Consider the following 19,452-nt stretch of genomic DNA (forward strand, 5'->3'; position numbering starts at 1 on the left):
TCCGATCTTATAGACCTGTCATTTTGTCGAGATTCAAATAGTTATTATTGCCCTTGGCCGTATCAAAGCCGATCTCAATCGAATTATAGCCAGCGTTCAGAGGTACATTCAGCGTGACCGTATTCCAATTACTCCAGCCGCCTGTGCTTGTAAAAATCAAATTATTACTTATGACCGTTCCGTTCACTTTGACATACCGTCCAGCATTCCCAGCTCCTGCTGCATAACGGAAGCTAATTGTCCGCGTACTTGCACTGTTCTGATTCACATTGAATTCTATCCGCGTATTATTGGTGTTCCAACCCGCCGCATAACCTCTTCCAGTAAATCCTGGCTGTGAGGATTCATTATTGATGCCATATAATCTTGCATTCTCAGCCTCATAAATGCCATTCCCAGCTATAGGCCCGGTGTAATTATCCGCAGGGGCAAGCTGTAGAATAGACGCGCCTGCTCCCGCAGCGATACTCTGGATGTAACCACTCCGAGCGGGTGCAGTCCAGTCACTGTCAATAATGCCATCCGATGCCCGGCGATGATTAAAAGCCTGTGTAGCGTTTTGCTGCAAAAAGTTTAAGTAGGATGTGTTACCTGTGGCTAATCTCAACTGGTTCAAATTGCGGGCGAACACCATTTTAAAGCCCGGGGAATCGTTCTCGCCCTCGTACATCAAGGAATAAGAAAGCGTCATCTTATCCATCACATAAGCTGCGGCGGTATGCGCATCGGTCAAGTAAGAACTAGTGCCTGTCGCCTGATTCATCGCCAGAGCAGCCCCCAAGAAAGTTCCATAGTTATAGGTGAAATCCCAGTCCACGACCGTTCCCGAACCACTGCCTTCCACATGATCATTCACTTTACTTCCGTTAACAAGCCTGCTTTTAATCCAGGTGTACATCGTTTGTGCTTTCGTTAAGTAATCCGCATTACCAGTCGCAGTCTTGAGCTTGATGGCTGTCATGATCATCGGAGCGTTTGTAGCCATATTTTTCTGAGGTGAGGTTCCATCCCTCTTCCACCATATCCCGCCACCATATGTCGAATCCCAATCGCTCCAGATTTGGTCAAATAGAAAAGAGGCTCGGTTGCGGTATTCAGCAGTGCCTGTAATCTCGTAAGCACGCATACAAGCCAAGGCCCACCAACCTAAGTCATCATTGAAATCATTGAGCATCATATCGGGATACTTCGTATTAAATCCAGTATAGATATCATCGATCATCGTTCGATACGTGCTACTGCCCGTTCTCTCATACGCGTCCATGACCGTCTCCCATAACTGGGCCTCCCACCAAAAATCGGTATACAGCCCACCGTTTGGACCACTAGCATGTTCGGAATGAATAAGATGGTCGCTGTTTGTGTAGAAATATTTTGCAGATGCATCATAGAAAGTATTAACAAAGCTATTCATAGCCGTATCGGCATTGGCCGCCGTAAACGCATCCGCTCGCTGATATCCACTAAAAGGGGCAATAAGCAAAACCGCCGCCAACGCGCCACGTGCGAATAACGACGTTTTCTTCAAGGCCTTCAACACAAACATCATCTCCCCGATAGGTTATGAAGCCCTTAACCCTTAATCCCGCTGAACGCTATCCCCTGTACAAAATAACGCTGAAGCGCTAAAAACAGCACCAGTATCGGTATGATCGCTACCAACGCTCCAGCCATCATTGGACCATAATCGGTTTGGAAATTATACGAAAAGGCTTGAAGCCCCATTTGAATCGTCGCTTTATCCGGGTCATTCAGCACAATCATTGGCCATAGGAAACTATTCCATCCCGCTTGAAAAGTGAAAATACTTAGGGTAGCAAGTGCAGGTTTCGTCAGCGGCAAGTAAATGCGCCAAAAGATTTTAAATTCTCCACAACCCTCGATTCGGGCCATTTCCATCATGTCGCTAGGCAGTGTAAGGAAAAATTGCCGCATAAAGAACACCGCAAAGGTTCCGGAGGCTCCCGGCAGAATAATCCCCCAGAAGGAGTTCATCAATCCGTTTCCACCGTTTCCAAAAATATCATTGCCTCCGAAGAGCGGAAGATGACGCATGACATAAACAGTCGGGATCATCGTCACAATGCCCGGGATCATCATCGCTGCTAGCAACACGCGGAATATCGGTTTATTGAGCTTAAATTTCAGCTTCGCGAACGCGTAACCACTGAGGGAACCGAAGAACAAATTCGCCAGCACACCAGCCACAGCAAGCACAAGTGAATTCCAGAAAAATAGGGCAAACGGAACCGTTGTGAACGCTTTGCGGTAATGCTCAAAGGTTATATGTGATGGAAACCATCGAATCGGCATGGCGAATATTTCTTCGTCCGGCTTCAGGGATGTAAGTACGCTCCAATAAAAGGGAAGGAACATTACAATTGCAATAACAATGCAGGCTATATAATAAATTGATTTACTTATGTTTCTTTTTAGTAGCGATCCTCCGCTATTATCCATACCTTAAACCTCCTTCTCCTCGGCAAGCCCACCCTATACAATGGGCTCTTCCGCCTTTGAGATCCGCATGTTAATTAATGAGAAAATGAGAATAGCCACAGCAAGCACAAATGCCTGTGCCGACGCATACCCCATTTGCAGCTGATTGAAGCCCTGCTGATAGATCAGATAGACTGGAGTCTTCGTCATATTCGCCGGACCTCCCTGCGTTAGCACAAAAGCCTGATCAAATAACTGCAGAGCACCAATAATAGCCATCGTACTGACTAAAAAGGTCGTTGGTCGTAGCTGCGGCCATGTAATATACCGGAAACAATCGAGCTTATTGGCTCCATCTAACCTTGCGGATTCATAAAGATAATCAGGCACGCCTTGCAGACCTGCTAAATAAATAATCATATTCGAACCTACCGACTGCCATAATGTGAGCATGATAATCGACAGCATCGCCGTCCGAGTCTCGGATAACCAAGCGGGTCCAGTTATACCTACATAAGACAACAACCCATTAACTAATCCGAATTCAGGATGTAAAAGCCAAATCCAAACGGTAGCCGCAGCAACTGCGGATGTAAGTGTTGGAAGATAATTCAACGTGCGGAACAATTTCACCCCGCGCCATGTGCGACTAAGCAGAATCGCAAGTAATAACGAAATAATGATATTTAATGGGACGAAAACAATCGAATACAGAAATACATTTTGGAATGTTTTCCACAGCAGACTGTCCTCTAATAATCGACGATAGTTATCAAAACCGATCCAGTCGTTTCTACTGAGCACATCATAGTTAGTGAAACTTAGATATAATGCCATGAACACGGGGATCACCGTGAATACTGTAAACAGCAACACCGTGGGTGTAATGAACAAATAAGCCGTCCGCGCCTGATGTTTTTCAAGTCTTCTGATAGAAGCCATTAGCTCCCCCTCCTAAGCAAAAGGGAGGCAGAACCTCCCCATCGCTTCTAATGTCTTACTTCACTGCCTCATTATCCTTAAGCATCTTGTCGCCCTCTTCTTGAGATTTCTTCAAGGTTTCTTCAATGCTCATCTTGTTTTGCTGATTGAGCTGCAAATTAGGTGCCAACGCATCGGTCTCCATCACAGAATAACCTGGGTGATTGGGACGGACCTTAGCAAACTCCAATGTTTCAAGAAACGGCTGCCATTTGGGATCATCCTTGAAGAACGGATCTTCCATGGACGGCTTAAAGCCCGGCAAATTCAGACTGGTCTTAGCCCAGAGCAGCGCATTATCTTTGTTCGCCGTCCACCATTTGATGAACTCCCATGCCTCATCCTTATGTTTGGAACCTTCTGGAATCACCAGACCAAATCCGCCCATCACACTGCCTTTATCCCCGTTTGGTCCAGCTGGAGGGGGAACGATTCCATAATCTAAATCTTTACCATATTTGTTATAAGTGCTGAGCATCCACGGACCGGAATACAACATAGCAACCTTGCCTGTGACAAAAGCATCCTGCCCTTCCCCAAGTCCAAGCTCGAACCCTACTTTATACACCTTATCTTTGTTCATCAGGCGATCCCAGAACTCTAGCACCTGTTTGCCTTTATCATTGTTAAAATTGGTCTTTCCATCCTCCGTAAGCATGGTGCCGCCAGCCTGTTGAAGATACATATTAAAAAGCCCCAAATCTCCCATAGAGAACCCTGCGGTCTCCAATTTATTACCATTCCATTTAGTCAGTTTAGTAGCTGCTGCTTCTAGCTCATCCCACGTAGTTGGAGGCTGAAGTCCTGCATCTGCAAGCAGTTTTTTATTATAGAAAAGAGCACGAGCATCTACCGTAAGTGGCAACCCGTATAATTTATCAGCATATGAGAGTTCACGAAGCGATTCAGCGTAGAAATCATCTTTGGAAAGGCCGTCACGCGTTAAGTATTCGTCCACTGGATGCAGCACGTTCTTAGGCGCATACAACGAAGTTCTCCAGCGATCCCAAAACAGTACATCTGGAGTACCGCCATTCGTTGCTGAAGTCAGGAATTTCGTAATCATATCCTGCTGTAGCACGTATTTCACATGGATCTTATCCTGCGATTTATTAAAAGCATCCACCATGGTCTCGAATTGTTTCTGCCCTTCTCCGCCCCAGTCACCCCAAAAGGTAAGCTCCGTTTTCTTCCCAACATTACTTCCAGTTTTCCCTGCATTTCCTGTTCCTTTATTGGTTGATCCGTTCGTCCCCCCGCAGCCTGCGATAAGAGATGTAGTCATAACCAGCGCAAGCATGGTAACCAGCCATTTTTTCATGTTCTCAATCCCCTTTAGCGTTGATAATTACAACCTTGCAAATATCAGCTTCGCTTCACTTGCATACCGCAGCGCATAAGCACCAGCTCGCAGAACATCATATTTGCCCAAGAAAACCATGGACGTGTATATTCATCTGGATGATCTACATGGAACCCTTCATGCATAAATCCGGTGCCCGCATCCGTCTTCTCCAGCAGATTAAGCAAGGAATCCTGTTCTTCATCGCTGGTAGATGTCATTCCCTGAATCGCTAAAGCGATAGGCCAGATGTAACGCGGTGGCGTATGCGGACTTCCAATACCTGAAGCCATCTTGCCTTCAAAGTAATAAGGATTTGTTCCACTTAAAATAAGACGACGGGTATTCTGGTAGATCGGATCATCAGCACTCACATAACCTAAATAGGGGATAGAAAGTAGACTCGGCACATTGGCATCATCCATCAAATTCACCTGTCCGCGGCCATCTACTTCATAGGTATAAACTGACCCAAACTCTGGGTGGTCTACGATTCCATACTGGCGTATTCCTTCATTAATTTGTTCAGAAAGTCTTCTGGCTTTCAATTCCAGTTCTTGATCCTTTAGAATCTCTCTGGCAATTTCACACACATAATCTAAAACAACCACAGCGAACATATTGGCAGGAACCAAATACCCGTATTCACAGGCATCGTCGCTAGGACGAAATCCAGACCAAGTCATTCCGGTATAAGCTGTCAACGTCCCCTTTCCTTCACGCACTAATGTATCCGTAGATGGACAGTTCAGGCGTTGAAAAAGATAGTTAGAATCGCTCTCATGTTTCTGTTCGGTAGTCCATAATGCAATGATTCTTTCTACACCCTTAACAAATGAATCATTGAACTGACTAGTTCGGCCCGTATTCTTCCAGAGCAGATAACCCAGTTGGATCGGATAGCATAACGAATCAATCTCATATTTTCTTTCCCATACTCCTGGGCTCATCTCCGTTAGATCCTCCTGATGACCATTCCCATTTTCCTCTTCATTAAACGCGTTCGCATAAGGGTCAAGCTGGATGCAGGCGAATTGTCTTTGTACAAGTCCCTCAATCATGTCGGCAATATCTTCATCCTCGGAAGCAAGGATTAGGAAAGGTCTAACCTGAGCGGCCGAGTCCCGCAGCCACATCGCTGGGATATCTCCGGTAATGACAAAAGTGGTACCATTCGCCATTCGTTTCAACGTTGTATTCCAGGTATTAGCCATACATTTCTCGAACATCTCTGCTAGTTTTGGACGATCATTCAGCTGGACCTTTACATTAGATGCCAGTTTCTTCATCGACTCAGGGATTTCTCTGGTTGCTTTCAGTTATAATACCCCCTTTTTTCTTTTTCCTTTGAAGCGCTTTCACAAATTAGTATATTGTCATGTAGTTAGTATGTCAATATGTTTATTTATTAATAATGATATATCAATATTTCTGTAATGATAAACATCTATCTAAAACAAACAAAAAACCTATCCCAAAAGATAGGTTTTCATAGCAACTAATTTATGGATAATCGTATAAAATTATTTAGAATTGGATGGTTTAGCAGGACCTGTGGATTCACCAGAAATCAACTTAGCTTCCAGCATTATCTTGTTCGATACAGCCTGGCCGTTCATAATTTGCAATACATTTTCAACTGCGAGTCGCCCCATTTCTTCTTCATTCTGCCGCAAATGAGTGAACGAATAACCCGAGCCGAGCGGAGTTGGCGGACTATCAAAGCAAATGATCGAAATATCCCCCGGAATCTGCAGCCCAAGCCGTTCAACCGCAGTTCTAGCCAGCAGAGCAATATTATATTCCACAGCAAAAAGCGCCGTTATTGTTGGATTCTCTTGTATATGAGAAACCAGCCGTGAGATATCGTGTTCAATATTTGCATCATTAAAGGAATTAGGTAATGTTGAAGTTAAATCACTAACCCACAACCCTTTATCTACAGCTATCCCCCGCTCCGCATGCGCTTGAATAAATCCCTCCACCCGCTCCTCAAGAGCTGTCGTATCCGCTGGAGGCGGAGAGAGGAAAGAGATATGAGTATGCCCGAGATCAAATAAATACTCCGTCCCTTTAAGTGCAGCCTGTATGTTATCCGTGCCTATCGAAGCAGCAGCTACTCCTTTCAGATGGCGATCTACCAAAACTAAAGGGAAGCGCCCGATCACCAATTTTAGAATCTCAGCATTAAAAAATTCGCCTTGAGCCGGAAAAACAATCAGACCATCTACACCTAGGCTAAGCAACTTCTGAATAGACTGTTCCTCGTTCTCAGGTACGCCAAATGTTCTTCGTAGAACGAGGAAGCAATCATTATCACGGGAAGCCTGTTCCATCCCATAAATCAAGCCTGTTCCATAACTGTTGCCAAAGTCGGTAATAATCAGACCAATCGTTTTTTCCTCATGATTAAAGGAATTAAAAACAGTCCCGTCGGAGATCGTCTCAGAAGACATAGCTGAATCTAAGTAGTCAACTGCCGGATCAGCCACAAACGAACCTCTTCCCGGTTTTCTCACAATCAAATGCTCGGCGGCTAACATTTCCAGAGCTTTTTTACTCGTAATCCGACTTACATTATAGGTTTCGGCCAGCTCTTTTTCTGAAGGAACTCGCTCCCCTTGTCCATAGGATTTATTAACAATAAGCTGCTTTACTTCATCAAATATTTTTTCATACATCGGTTTGGATGACGTTGTCTCATTCATAACTTTCGTTATCTCCTGACTCTAATTTTTTCATCTTTATACATAATAATATATCATGATATATTAAGTTTGTCGACATTTGAACGGAAGCAGGTAAAAAAGAGGGAGGAAGGAAGTATAGCTTAAAGTGGAAAAATTCTAAGATTCGTATAGAAACAGAGATAAGGGGCTGTCCCAAAAGCCAAGTAATGGCTTCGGGGACGCCTCCTTTTTTTGAGTCGGATCAACGTGTGCACTTAAGTGGCCGCTGCATGAACGGACCGTTGTTTAAGCGGGAATTGACTCTTGTATCCTTTAAAAACAAACAAAGAAATCGCTCGTTTTGGTAAAATGGAGGTACGACCCAACCCTTCCCAAAGGAGCGATTTCTTTGTAGATTCAATATACCATGGACCATCTTTACCTGCCATTGATCCCTTCGGTCGCTGCTCTCGTATATCTGGATGGACCATTTTTTTCTTGATGAGATCTAGTATATTCATAGATAATATCAAACCGCACTTCACCTAACAAGTTTTTACACTTTTGTAGATTTGTTCTTTTTTCAAGCATAAAAAGCTTACACAGGTCTATCGTAAATGGCTGTTCAGATTATATAATAGAGACTATCTGGTATAGAAAGGAAGTTGATTTTTTTATGAAATTTGATGATTACCGCTATGAGCGGCCGGATGTAGAGAAATTCAAGCAAGATTTTAACACCCTGCTGAAAGATCTCAACGACACATCACCACTAGAGGTACAAAAAGCTTCCGTCACTGCCATTAACAAGCTTCGCAATGAGTTTGACACGATGCAGACATTGGTTAGCGTTCGGCATTCTATCAACACGACAGATGAATTTTACAAAGCCGAACAAGAATTCATGGACGAAATCGGGCCTGTCCTACAGGAATACATAACCGACTACTACAAAGCACTCGTACATTCCAAATATAGAGCCGAATTTGAAAAGGAATGGGGTGCGCAGTTACTCCAGCTTGCTGAAATATCGCTGCGGACGTTTAGTCCGGAAATCATTGAAGATTTACAATTGGAGAATAAACTTTCAACAGAATACTCCCAGCTTATCGCATCTGCCAAGATTATTTTTGAAGGTGAAGAGCGTACACTGCCTCAACTCGCACCTTTCGAATTGTCTACAGACCGTGATATGCGTAAAAGTGCTTCTGAAGCCCGATTTGGTTTTATGTCCGAACACGAGGCTGAATTTGACCGCATCTATGACGAGCTTGTCAAGGTCCGTGACCGCGTAGCTAAAAAGCTTGGGTACAGCAACTTTGTTCAGCTTGGTTATGACCGTATGATGCGTACCGACTATAATGCTGAAATGGTTGCTAATTTCCGCAAACAAGTACTTGAATATATCGTACCCGTCTCCCAGCAGTTAAAGAAACGTCAGACTGAACGACTGGGTCTCGATGAATTGAAATATTACGACGAGAACTTTAGCTTTAAGACCGGGAACGCTACACCTAAAGGGGATCCAGACTGGATTGTAGCTAATGGTAAGAAGATGTACAAAGAACTCTCACCTGAAACGGATGAGTTTTTCAACTTCATGCTAGACAATAATCTGGTGGATTTAGTAAGCAAAAAAGGAAAACAAGGCGGCGGATATTGTACCTATTTTAGCCAATACCAAGCCCCTTTTATTTTCTCGAATTTCAACGGAACCTCTGGGGATATTGATGTCTTAACTCACGAAGTGGGTCATGCGTTCCAGGTGTATGAAAGCCGCAATATTAATGTACCAGAATATGCTTTTCCAACCTATGAAGCATGTGAGATTCATTCCATGAGTATGGAATTTTTCGCTTGGCCTTGGATGAATTTGTTCTTTGAGGAAGATGCGGATAAATACCGCTTTAATCACTTATCTGACAGCCTTCAGTTTATTCCTTACGGGGTATCTGTCGATGAATTCCAACATTTTGTTTATAGCAACCCTGACGCAACTCCTGCTGAACGCAAGCAAGCTTGGAGAGACATCGAGAAGAAATACTTACCACATCGTAATTATGAAGGTAACACTTATCTGGAACAAGGGGGGTTCTGGCATAAACAAGGCCATATCTTTGCCTCGCCATTCTACTACATCGACTACACACTAGCTCAGCTATGTGCCTTCCAATTCTGGAAACGTTCGAACGAAGATTTCAAATCTGCTTGGAGCGATTATTTGGAGCTATGCCAAGCTGGTGGAAGCAAGTCCTTTATCAAACTAGTTGAACTAGCGGGTCTGACTTCACCATTTGAAGACGGCTGCATTAGCTCCGTTATTGGGGATATTGAAGGTTGGCTAAACAGCATTAATGATAAAGAGCTTTAATCCATCCTCTGATAAGCTCATCACAAAAAAAGCAATCCTTGCCTTAGGGCTTGGATTGCTTTTTAAAATGGAATGATCCAACTTCACCCATCTATGTTATCGATAACGAATCAATATATCTATGGGGTAACGACCCGCATTGCGGCCATATAAGGCTAAGCCTCTCCCCTCTGTTTGAAGCTCCAAACGGAAAGTACGATTGCGGTCTAGTCTAGCTGCTAACTGCCCCGGTACACTTACTTTACACAGATAGCCGTAAGAGCCCGCCTCATCCAACTTATTCGCTAATGGCTGATAATGCCAAGATAATACACCTCGGCTGTCGGCCGGATCATCCGGCAAATAGAAGGAGCTAATCCGTTGACCTTCTATCAGAACATTCACACATGAAGGATGACGTTCTTCGTCGGTCATATAATACGTATTCGGATTATACTCCACCCTGGCATCAGCACCGTGCATGAGATCAAGTCCCATTTCATTTTGTTTTGCACCTTCAAGATTTCGAGCCAATACTCGCTTTGCGCTAGCTTCGAACATGATTTCGATCTCGCCAATCATCTTTTTCTCCACACCATCTGGAAGAGTTATATCATATGCATAATGGCCTTGCCCAGCCCCATTGATTTTTGCGCACTGAATAGCTTCCCATTGTTGTCCAAAATTGTGTTCTTTATACGCATCCACAGGGATATTAATACAATCTCCATCCCCTTCAAACCTTACACTCTGATTACCGCTTCTAACATCAAACGTAATGAAGTTGCGTGTAATTACCTCATCCTTATTATTTATCAATGAAACTGCCAGCACTGCAACTGCGTCCTGATCAGGCATAAGGACATAAAGAGGAGGTAAATCTGCTACTCCATATCCGTCCCACTCCACTGACATATGCTCACTTTGTGAAACAACTCGTGTTCCCAAATTGTCGTACCAAAGTTCCCATTTTATCTTTAAAAGCTGTCCATGATATTTATCTGAAAAACTGGAACGAAGAAGGGGAACTTTAACTTCAGCCTTTGCGTTTACTGTCTGGCATGGCGGCGCATCGATCACAATGAAGTCCGGCGAATGCAAATCAGAAATCGTCATCCCAGGAACAAAGGCATCATAACCAAAATCTTTATCGCTACCGTCTAACCGATAATAACCATTGAACTCGTTCGTAACATCACGAAATTCGGTAAATACGAAACCACATAGCTTATCATGCCGCCGGAATTCATTCATCATATAGCGATAATGCCATGCTAAATCACTGTCCCCTGCCCCGCCTTCGATACCCCATACGTTTCCACATTCACTGTTCATCAACGGGGCATCAGATTGTACATTACCTCCGATACAGTTAAAGTCTGAACCCGGAAAAGTTTTGTCTACAACCTCATTCAAATGAGATCTAAGCTGATCATAACCATTAATGTAGAAATGCCAAGTATTGATATCAGATTCCACATGATCATAGTTACAAGGTGAATTATCTTCAACGATTCTAGATGGATCCAGCCGTTTTGCCCAGTGATATTTTTCCCGAACCCATTCCTGTGTTTCTTTAAGATAGCTGTTCTGCTGCTCTACATCACTCGTCAGACTAGTGTCCTGAGCGTTCGTCTTCAAACCCCATGTCTCGTTAAACATTACCCAAGAAAAAATCGATGGATGATTATAGTCTCGTTCAATAATCTCAAGTGCTTCACATTCATACGCAGCACGTGCTTTTTCATCCGGATTTCCCCAAAAGCAAGGCATGTCCTCCATCACCAAAATACCCAGTTTATCCGCCCAATATAGTTTGCGTGGTTCCTCTGGCTTGATATGAATACGCACGAAGTTCAGTCCCAAACGTTTCATTAGATAGATTTCATCCCGCATGTCTTCATCAGTCGGATAAGTGAAATAGCCCGTTTTGTGATAAGACTGGTCAAGGGTACCGTTTAAATAAATCGGCTTGCCATTAAGGGTAATCCAGCGATAACCACGCTCATCATAGCGTACAGTTTGGATTTCTCGAACTCCGAAATAGGTGCTGACTGTGTCTGTGCCAAAAGATCCGCTAAGCTGTAGTTCGCCTTCGTACAAATAAGGTGTATCTGGACTCCATAACATTGGATCTGTTATATGGATAGAGAGCTTAAATTCATTCTCCCCTGCGGTAAGATCAATGTTCTCAGTATGCAATATAGAATTCTCTGCGAATTTCAGCGTGAACTCTGCCGATCCATTTTCTTGTGCAAAGATTCTTGCAGTCACATTCACTTGCCCATCAATAGTGGTCACAAACTTAGCATCTTTCATATAAGTCTGGGGCCGAGATTCTAGCCATACGGACTGCCAGATTCCGCGAATTTCTCCATAACCTTGTTTGCCACGGGCTTGGTAATCATGATCGAAGTCCTCTACTCTAACGACAATTGTATTGTCTAAATCTTCAACCCAGTACTGAGTAACTTCGAACTCAAATGAACCATATCCACCTTGGTGTGAACCAACATGCACTCCGTTTATCCAAACGTCACATGAATAATCTACTGCCCCGAATCGCAAAAATAGTCGTGTCTGTGAGTCGATAGACTGCCATTTCAAAGTCCGCCGATACCATCCTATCCCTTTATGATCACTGCCAATACCTGATAATGAACTTACCCATGAAAAAGGAACAGTAATCCTCGAACTGTAAGTGATTTCTGAATTGGAATACCAATGTTCGCTAATTCCTTCGTTGCTCGGATCAAAGCTAAATGACCATTCCCCATTCAAATTCATCCATTCGTTGCGCTGCCAATGTGGATGCGGATGTTCGGGACGAGGAATCGGAAGACTCTCAACATTCAGTACGGGAGTTGTCATGATATGAGCACAGCCTTTCAAAATAAGAAGTTGAGCTCATTTTAGCATCAGTATATAAAATTCGCAATGTATATTATAATTTTACAATATATAAACTTCAGTGTACAATATCCTCAACCTATCCTAACGAAAAGGAATATAACCCATGAATGATATTTCGCAAGAAACGATACGCTACCCTGCATCACGCATCTTAGATGTTGCTAAAGCACTTTCTGGAGATGTCAGAGTCCGCATTCTTGAAGCCCTTGGTGACAAGCCTATGAGTGTAAGTCAATTGGCCGAGACACTTGGTGTAGCTCAACCTACAATTTCAATCAATGTACAGACCCTTGAGCAAGTTAACTTAATCTCATCTACACAAGGTGCAAATCGTGAGAAAATATGCGCGGTCACCTGCCGATCCATCCATCTCGATCTTCCTTCGAAGTTAGGTGATGGTCTGCATCAAACGGAAGAACTACATATGCCCATCGGGATGTTCTCCCACTGCTCTATTCAACCCTCTTGTGGTATGGCAGGAAAAGACGGCGGAGTCATCGGTTCTCAGGATGATCCTCGGGTATTCTACATGCCGGAAAGAGTTGATGCATCTCTCTTATGGTTCGCTGACTCTGGCTATGTCGAATACTATTTTGCCAATCCACTACCCCCAGGTGTCGAGCTTGATGAGATCCGGATTTCTGCTGAGGTTTGTTCTGAAGCACCTGCATTCCGAGAAGATTGGGCAAGTGACATCACATTAACTATAAACGACCTACATGTCGGTACTTGGACTTGTCCATCAGATTTCGGTAACCGGAAAGGAAAGTTAACACCCGAACGTTGGAAGAGTGGTACAGAATATGGAATGCTGACAGAGTGGAGTACCTCAGAACAGGGTAGCAAAATAAATGGAATTGCTTCTTCCCCTACTACAATTAACTCACTAAAGCTGGCATTCAATGAGCCCATTCGAGTACGCTTTGAGATTCGCGAGGATGCCCCCAATAGACGAGGCCTGAATTTATTCGGAAGTGGTTTCGGAGACTACTCACAGGATATTATCCTGTCGTTTGCGCGTCGTTCAGTATCGGGTACATGATAACACGGAAGAATTGTACACCTGAAACCAGTGAGGATCTAAAGCTTCAGGTGTGCAATTGGACGCTTTTTTCTTTACACACCAATTACTTACGCTTATCTTCAGCTTTTTTGATATTCTCAGCCACTCTAAATTTCACGATCTTACTAATTAATTCATAGGGCATCGGCTGATTAAGTGGAAATTGAATGGATCCTTTTGCACCTTTATAGACGGATAGTTCTTCCCTAAAAGCCTCAATCCCATTAGGTGTTGGATAAAATCCAATATGGTTTTTGAAAGCTGCAAAATGCACCAGATTTCCGTGCAGTGCAAAAGTAGGCATCTGATAACTAATCTTTTCTTTTGCATCAGGTGCCGCTTCTTTGATCACTTTTCTTATTGTATTAAGGATTTCTTGAAGCTCCGGTGGAAACTTGGAAATATAGTCATCGATCGATTCATACGTGATTTTACCTTCCATGTTAAGTCCCCTCACTGTTTCTAGTCACATTTAACTTTGATGAAGTGCTGCCAATGCTTCGTCTTCAGTACTCTTGAACAATATTTTATTCCCCTGATTGCATTCATAAATAAAATCATTCAGACTTTTACTATTATAGCCAGTAAATTCTCCCACAATAGCAACTCGCATCTGGTAGTTTGTATACTTTTGAAGAATCTCTCCGGCAAGCCCCGTCTTTAACTCAAAAAAATCATCCGTGATTTGCTCTTTTCTTAGAATCATTTTATCGCATTCTTGATATCTAACGTTCGCCATTAGATCCAATGCATCATTTACATTATTAATTACAATGCCCTCGCTGGAAATCAAGGCTACTGTTGAATTGTCTTTACGGTTTAATGTGATTTGCATTCAAATTGCTCCTTTTTCGATAAGAATCTCTTTTACATTGTGGTTTTCTTGTTGGATGGCTATTGCTAATACAGATTCACCACCTTCAATTTTAGCATGGACGTCAGCTCCGTGTTCGATTAACAAGCGTATCAGCTCCACATTATCCGAATGAAAAGCTGCAGAATGCAAGGCAGAATGCCCATCGCTATCAAAAATATGTGTTTGTGCACCCTTGTTCAATAGCAGCTGGATAACTCCCATATCCCGCTCCCCAGCAATCGCAGCATGAAGTGCAGTATTGGAAGGAATATAGCTAAGCTTAGAGTGAGACACAGCATCAACGTTAGCTCCAAAGTCTAATAACACCTGCACCGCTGCTTCTTTGCCAAAATGTGCTGCATATCCCAAAGGGGTAAGTCCCTCATTATTTTCCGTATTCACCAGAGCCGGATGGGATTCTAGAATTTGTTTTAGCCGTACAGCATCACCTTGTTGTGCCGACTGAAAAACTTCATTAATGCTTTGCTGTAATTCCATTAGATTTCGCCTCTTTTCGATTGATCTGATAAACGATCTAGTTTATTTTTTCTGGATAGTCAAACCATTCTCCTGCTAAAAAAAGAAAAGAGTATTCATTCGAAGGTTATCAAATGAATACTCTTTCTTTTCAATGTTTATTGTAAGTCAATTTTTAAATTAAATCAGACTTTTGAAGAAGACGTTTAACGATTGCAGCAACCTCAGCTCTGGTCATATCATTTTTAGGAGCAAGCACATTGCTGCTTCGTCCCATGATTACGCCTGCCTGTAAGCAATCAGTAATTGCGCTAATCGCCCAGTCAGATGCTTTGCTGGCATCGGTATATGGGTTCAAGAATCCTTCAGTGGATTGATTAGGAAGCTTAGCTTTTAACGCTGTGATTTTCATTGCTTTGGCGATAATTAGCATCGCTTGTTCACGGGTAATTTGTTCATCAGGGCGAAACATGCCGTCTTCAAAACCATTAATTAATTGATAGGCATATGCAGTATTGATCGCACTATTATACCAATCCGTAGTCTTAACATCTGCAAATGGTGTTGCCGCTTGTTTCAATTCAAGTCCGAGGCCTTGTACAACAATTGCCGCAAACTCTGCACGGGTAATCGCTTGGTCAGGCGTAAATTGGCCATTGCCAGATCCCTCGATGACTAATCTGGAACCCATATCATTCACTGCATCTTTTGCCCAATGATTAGCAACATCGTTAAATTCAAGTGGATGCCAGATAACAGAGTAAGTGCCGGCACTAAGGCTGTTAATTGTAGCAAAATATTTACCATCAATTACTTCCACTTTAGTAGGTACATGGTGCACTGTGCCATCAGCATCAACATATACACCCGTTGTAATCTTGTTCGGGTCCATTCCCTCCGGAATAGCAATGGTACGTTTTACGTACGTATTGAATTGAGATAGTTCAATACTCTTATCTCCGTAAATACCTCTAGCCGTAAAGTTCACCGGTGCCCCGACTAATGAAAATGATCCGTTTTGCGCAGCAGCTCCTAATGCTTTAACTTGATCAGCAGTTGGTGCGCTGATTTCAATCTGTATTTTAATATCTTGTAAAGCTACAGATTTGCCAATCTGCGCGGATAAGGCATCAATATCAATCTGCCCGGCAGGCAGTGTAAATGTCGCATTTCCGGCTTTGATTTCAAGTACTGCTTGATTTCCCTGCATATTTTTAACCATTTGTCCATTTAGTTCGCCAACAATAACATCCGATTTACTAGTGGCAGTGATAGAAACCACAGCACCTTTACCTTCAGCGGCGAGCTTGTCTTCCAGCTTCTTCTGGTCTAAAGCAATAGTAGTTAGCGTTTGATCCTTCCGTTTACCATTGGTCGCGGACCCCACACTTTCCGCTTTACCATTAATTAGAATGGAAGCATCATTTGCCAAAGGTGCCGGCGTTGCTGATGGGGTTGGTTGTGAAGGAACATCAACACTGGATGGAGCGCTCGGGATGACCGCATTGGACGCCACAGAGAATTCGCTGAATCCAGCCTTATTGATGGCCTGTACCGTGAAGGTGTAGCTTGTACCATTCGTCAAACCACTGATCGTAAGCGGACTTCCCGTTCCCGTAACCGTCAATCCTCCTGGAATAGCCGTGACAATATACCCTGTGATCTCACTCCCGCCATCGTTAGCTGGTGGCGTAAAGGTGATGATCGCTTGACCATTCTCTGCGCTTGCAGTGATAGATGTTGGAGCACTCGGTGCTGTAATTGGCCTCACAGGCGCTTTTACATGTACTGTTGTTGAAGCCGTATAACTTCCATCTTTGGTCGTAGCCGTGATGATGGCTGTTCCCACACCCACCGGAGTAATTACTCCATTCACAACCTTAGCTACCGTCTCATCGCTGGAACTCCAAATCACGTCTGGATCCGTTGCGTTTACAGGCTCTATTGTCGCTTTTAGTGTTCCATCAGCTTCACCAGCTGTTAAATCGAGCGTCTCCTGATCTAACCTCACCCCAGTCACATTCACAACTGGTGGAATGGGTTCACTTACATGTACTGTTGTTGAAGCTGTAAAACTTCCATCTTTGGTCGTTACTGTGATGATTGCTGTGCCCACACCAACTGGAGTGACTACTCCGTAAACAACCTTGGCTACTGTCTCATCACTAGAGCTCCAGATGACACCCTTATTCGTTGCATCGGCAGGTGCCACTGTCGCTTGTAACGTTTCGTCGCTTTCTCCCACTGTTAAATTAATGGTGGTCTGGTCTAGCGTTACTCCCGTTACGATAACGGTAGGTGGTGTTGGGGCTGCGACATTAACGGTCGTTTTAGCCGTAAAGCTACCATCTTTAGTCGTCACGGTGATCGTTGCTGTTCCTTTGCCCACTGGAATGACAACACCGTTCACTACGGTTGCGACAGTTTCATCACTGGAGCTCCAGATTACATCTTTATCCGTTGCATTCACAGGTTCAATTGTAGCATGTAGTAAGGCATCCGCTTCACCAGCAGTTAAGTCTAGCGTCTCCTGATCAAGCTTCACTCCAGTTACGTTCACAACTGGTGGGATTGGAGCACTCACAGTAACTACGGATGTAGCCGTATAACTTCCATCCATAGAGGTTGCTGTGATCGTTGCTGTTCCAATACCTACCGGTGTCACCACACCGTTCACAACGGTCGCAACCGTTTCATCACTGGAGCTCCAAATTACTGTTTTGTTCGTGGCATTAGCAGGTGCGATGACAGCTTTCAATGTATCTCCCGCTTCTCCCTCTGTTAACTGGAGTGTTGTCTTATTCAAGGTCAATCCGGTTACGATGACATCCCCCACATCGTTTACCGTCAAGTTAAAGGTGTAAGTGTTGCTTAATTTCCCATCATCTACTTTGACAGAAATCACACTGGTACCGAAAGCATTTACCGCCGGTGTAATTTCTAACGTTCGTAACTCACCACTTCCACTTACCTTCAGGCCACTATTCGGAATTAAAAGAGTATTTGAGGAGGTAGCGGATACTTGTAGGTCATCTCCATCTACATCAGTGACCTTAAAAGATCGTGATACCGACTTATTTTTGTCCGTTGTAGTATTTCCCATGAAGCCAGTGTCTTGCTTCCAGCTTGCTCCCGTAATTGTTCCGTTCTTACCTGCAGTGACCAGTGTATTATAAGCAACATTACCATCATTACTATTTGCTAATTTATAGTTTAAAGCCAGATTAGGCTCCGTCCCTTTCAAATCGACGTTCATTTCGCGCACAATGTCACTCTGAGTTTTGGCTTTACTCCAGAATCTTACGTCTCTCATTCCACCGTTATAGTCTCCGTCCTGTCTCCAAGTGCTTTTACCAAGCCAATTGTTCGGACGCGCAACGTTTCCAACCGTACTTAAATCCATAGGTCCTTCTGCTTTAAGAACGCCATCCCAATAAATACGTCCCTTTTTCTGAGTGTGATCATAAACAATCGCGACATGAACCCACTTGGAAATCGGAAAATCTTCAGCGACATTAATGTCTCCTTTATTGGTGTACGCGGTGAAGTTCATTTTTTTTCCGTTAAAGCCTACAAAAATATTGTGGTCTGCCTCACCGATTGAAGATTCGAAAAATCTCATCCATGTATTAAAACCATTGACCTTCAAAAATCCTTCAACTGTAAAAGAGTTCCCATAAATACGTTGATCCGGGAACGACACATAATCCCCGCTACCGTCAAAACTAAGATAGTCCCCACCATTCAGTTCTGTCAGATAAGGTGCATCGTTCACTGGGTTTACAGTAATTGTGGCAGTGCCTAAATCTGGATTGAATGCGGCAGAAACTGTGGTATTCGCATTTTTTTGATAATTTTGATAACCGGCTACTGTAGTATCCCATAGCTTAAAGCGAATGGAAGCTTGTCCGTTCCAATCTTTCCCTGGGACAAAACGTATTTTCTCCGATTTCAGCAGCAGAAAAGCTTTAGTGTCCGACACCGGCTCGATATTATACCAGATATTTCCTTGTGTGTTGTAATATTGCCAGGCCCCATTGGTATTATCAAAAGATACCACAGCAATCCCTGTTGTCGCTGGATCGCTTACCTTTGCTGCCAAAAGACTTGACACAACAACGCCCGCGTTGGAAGTATCATCTTCATTAATGGACGGTATCACTACTGGGCTATTCTCGAGCCAACCAAAGCTCGATTTTGCACTCATGATTTGAGGATGGATCGGCCCCACACCTTGCACCACAAGTCCAGTGGCTAACGAAATACTAATGCCTATTTTCATAAATGATGGCTTCAAACTCTTTTTCCCCCTCTAGCTTAAATCATGTCATCATTTCGACAATAATCGAGAGTATTATACAA

General features: G+C 43.5%; 13 protein-coding genes. 2 read left to right on the top strand and 11 right to left on the bottom strand.

Features of this window, described 5'->3' with window-relative positions; all coding sequences use genetic code 11:
- Positions 1–7 precede the first annotated feature (7 nt).
- The 6 genes from ACN6KS_RS16855 to ACN6KS_RS16880 all read right to left on the bottom strand — a co-directional run bounded on the left by ACN6KS_RS16855 (position 8) and on the right by ACN6KS_RS16880 (position 7,470).
- Positions 8–1,540: a glycoside hydrolase family 76 protein gene (locus tag ACN6KS_RS16855; RefSeq protein WP_440960095.1), complete on the bottom strand. Its 1,533-nt coding sequence runs from the start codon at positions 1,538–1,540 to the stop codon at positions 8–10.
- Positions 1,541–1,572: 32 nt separating this feature from the next.
- Positions 1,573–2,460 (bottom strand): carbohydrate ABC transporter permease, encoded by an 888-nt coding sequence (locus tag ACN6KS_RS16860; protein WP_094868864.1) that lies wholly within the window; start codon positions 2,458–2,460, stop codon positions 1,573–1,575.
- Between the two features lie 33 nt (positions 2,461–2,493).
- On the bottom strand, positions 2,494–3,381 hold the full coding sequence (locus tag ACN6KS_RS16865) for a carbohydrate ABC transporter permease (protein ID WP_094868863.1): 888 nt from the start codon (positions 3,379–3,381) through the stop codon (positions 2,494–2,496).
- A 55-nt stretch (positions 3,382–3,436) separates the two neighbouring features.
- A complete protein-coding gene (locus ACN6KS_RS16870; protein WP_440960096.1) occupies positions 3,437–4,741 on the bottom strand; it encodes an ABC transporter substrate-binding protein in 1,305 nt (434 codons plus the stop codon).
- A 44-nt stretch (positions 4,742–4,785) separates the two neighbouring features.
- The gene (locus tag ACN6KS_RS16875; protein WP_440960097.1) at positions 4,786–6,051 is read right to left on the bottom strand and encodes a glycoside hydrolase family 125 protein; all 1,266 of its coding nucleotides are present in this window, start codon (positions 6,049–6,051) and stop codon (positions 4,786–4,788) included.
- A 234-nt stretch (positions 6,052–6,285) separates the two neighbouring features.
- Positions 6,286–7,470 (bottom strand): GntR family transcriptional regulator, encoded by a 1,185-nt coding sequence (locus ACN6KS_RS16880; protein ID WP_094868860.1) that lies wholly within the window; start codon positions 7,468–7,470, stop codon positions 6,286–6,288.
- Between the two features lie 637 nt (positions 7,471–8,107).
- Here ACN6KS_RS16880 and ACN6KS_RS16885 point away from each other — a divergent pair.
- A complete protein-coding gene (locus tag ACN6KS_RS16885; protein ID WP_440960098.1) occupies positions 8,108–9,802 on the top strand; it encodes a M3 family oligoendopeptidase in 1,695 nt (564 codons plus the stop codon).
- A gap of 96 nt (positions 9,803–9,898) precedes the next feature.
- On the opposite strand, the gene ACN6KS_RS16890 is transcribed toward ACN6KS_RS16885, so the two are convergent.
- Positions 9,899–12,652, bottom strand: a complete 2,754-nt coding sequence (locus ACN6KS_RS16890) for a glycoside hydrolase family 2 protein (protein WP_440960099.1) — start codon at positions 12,650–12,652, stop codon at positions 9,899–9,901.
- Between the two features lie 145 nt (positions 12,653–12,797).
- Here ACN6KS_RS16890 and ACN6KS_RS16895 point away from each other — a divergent pair, with 145 nt between their 5' ends.
- Positions 12,798–13,736 (top strand): ArsR/SmtB family transcription factor, encoded by a 939-nt coding sequence (locus ACN6KS_RS16895; protein WP_440960100.1) that lies wholly within the window; start codon positions 12,798–12,800, stop codon positions 13,734–13,736.
- Between the two features lie 85 nt (positions 13,737–13,821).
- Here ACN6KS_RS16895 and ACN6KS_RS16900 read toward each other — a convergent pair whose 3' ends face one another.
- From ACN6KS_RS16900 to ACN6KS_RS16915, 4 genes are all read right to left on the bottom strand, one after another.
- Entirely contained in the window at positions 13,822–14,199 is a 378-nt protein-coding gene (locus ACN6KS_RS16900) for an iron chaperone (protein WP_440960101.1), read from the bottom strand.
- A gap of 30 nt (positions 14,200–14,229) precedes the next feature.
- Positions 14,230–14,592, bottom strand: a complete 363-nt coding sequence (locus tag ACN6KS_RS16905; RefSeq protein WP_076283444.1) for a DUF4180 domain-containing protein — start codon at positions 14,590–14,592, stop codon at positions 14,230–14,232.
- Complete coding sequence (locus ACN6KS_RS16910; protein WP_094868854.1) at positions 14,593–15,111, bottom strand: ankyrin repeat domain-containing protein; 519 nt, start codon at positions 15,109–15,111, stop codon at positions 14,593–14,595.
- A gap of 154 nt (positions 15,112–15,265) precedes the next feature.
- On the bottom strand, positions 15,266–19,387 hold the full coding sequence (locus ACN6KS_RS16915) for an S-layer homology domain-containing protein (protein WP_440960102.1): 4,122 nt from the start codon (positions 19,385–19,387) through the stop codon (positions 15,266–15,268).
- Positions 19,388–19,452 lie beyond the last annotated feature (65 nt).

This window comes from Paenibacillus nitricinens (assembly GCF_052056485.1).
Lineage (GTDB): Bacteria > Bacillota > Bacilli > Paenibacillales > Paenibacillaceae > Paenibacillus_AQ > Paenibacillus_AQ nitricinens.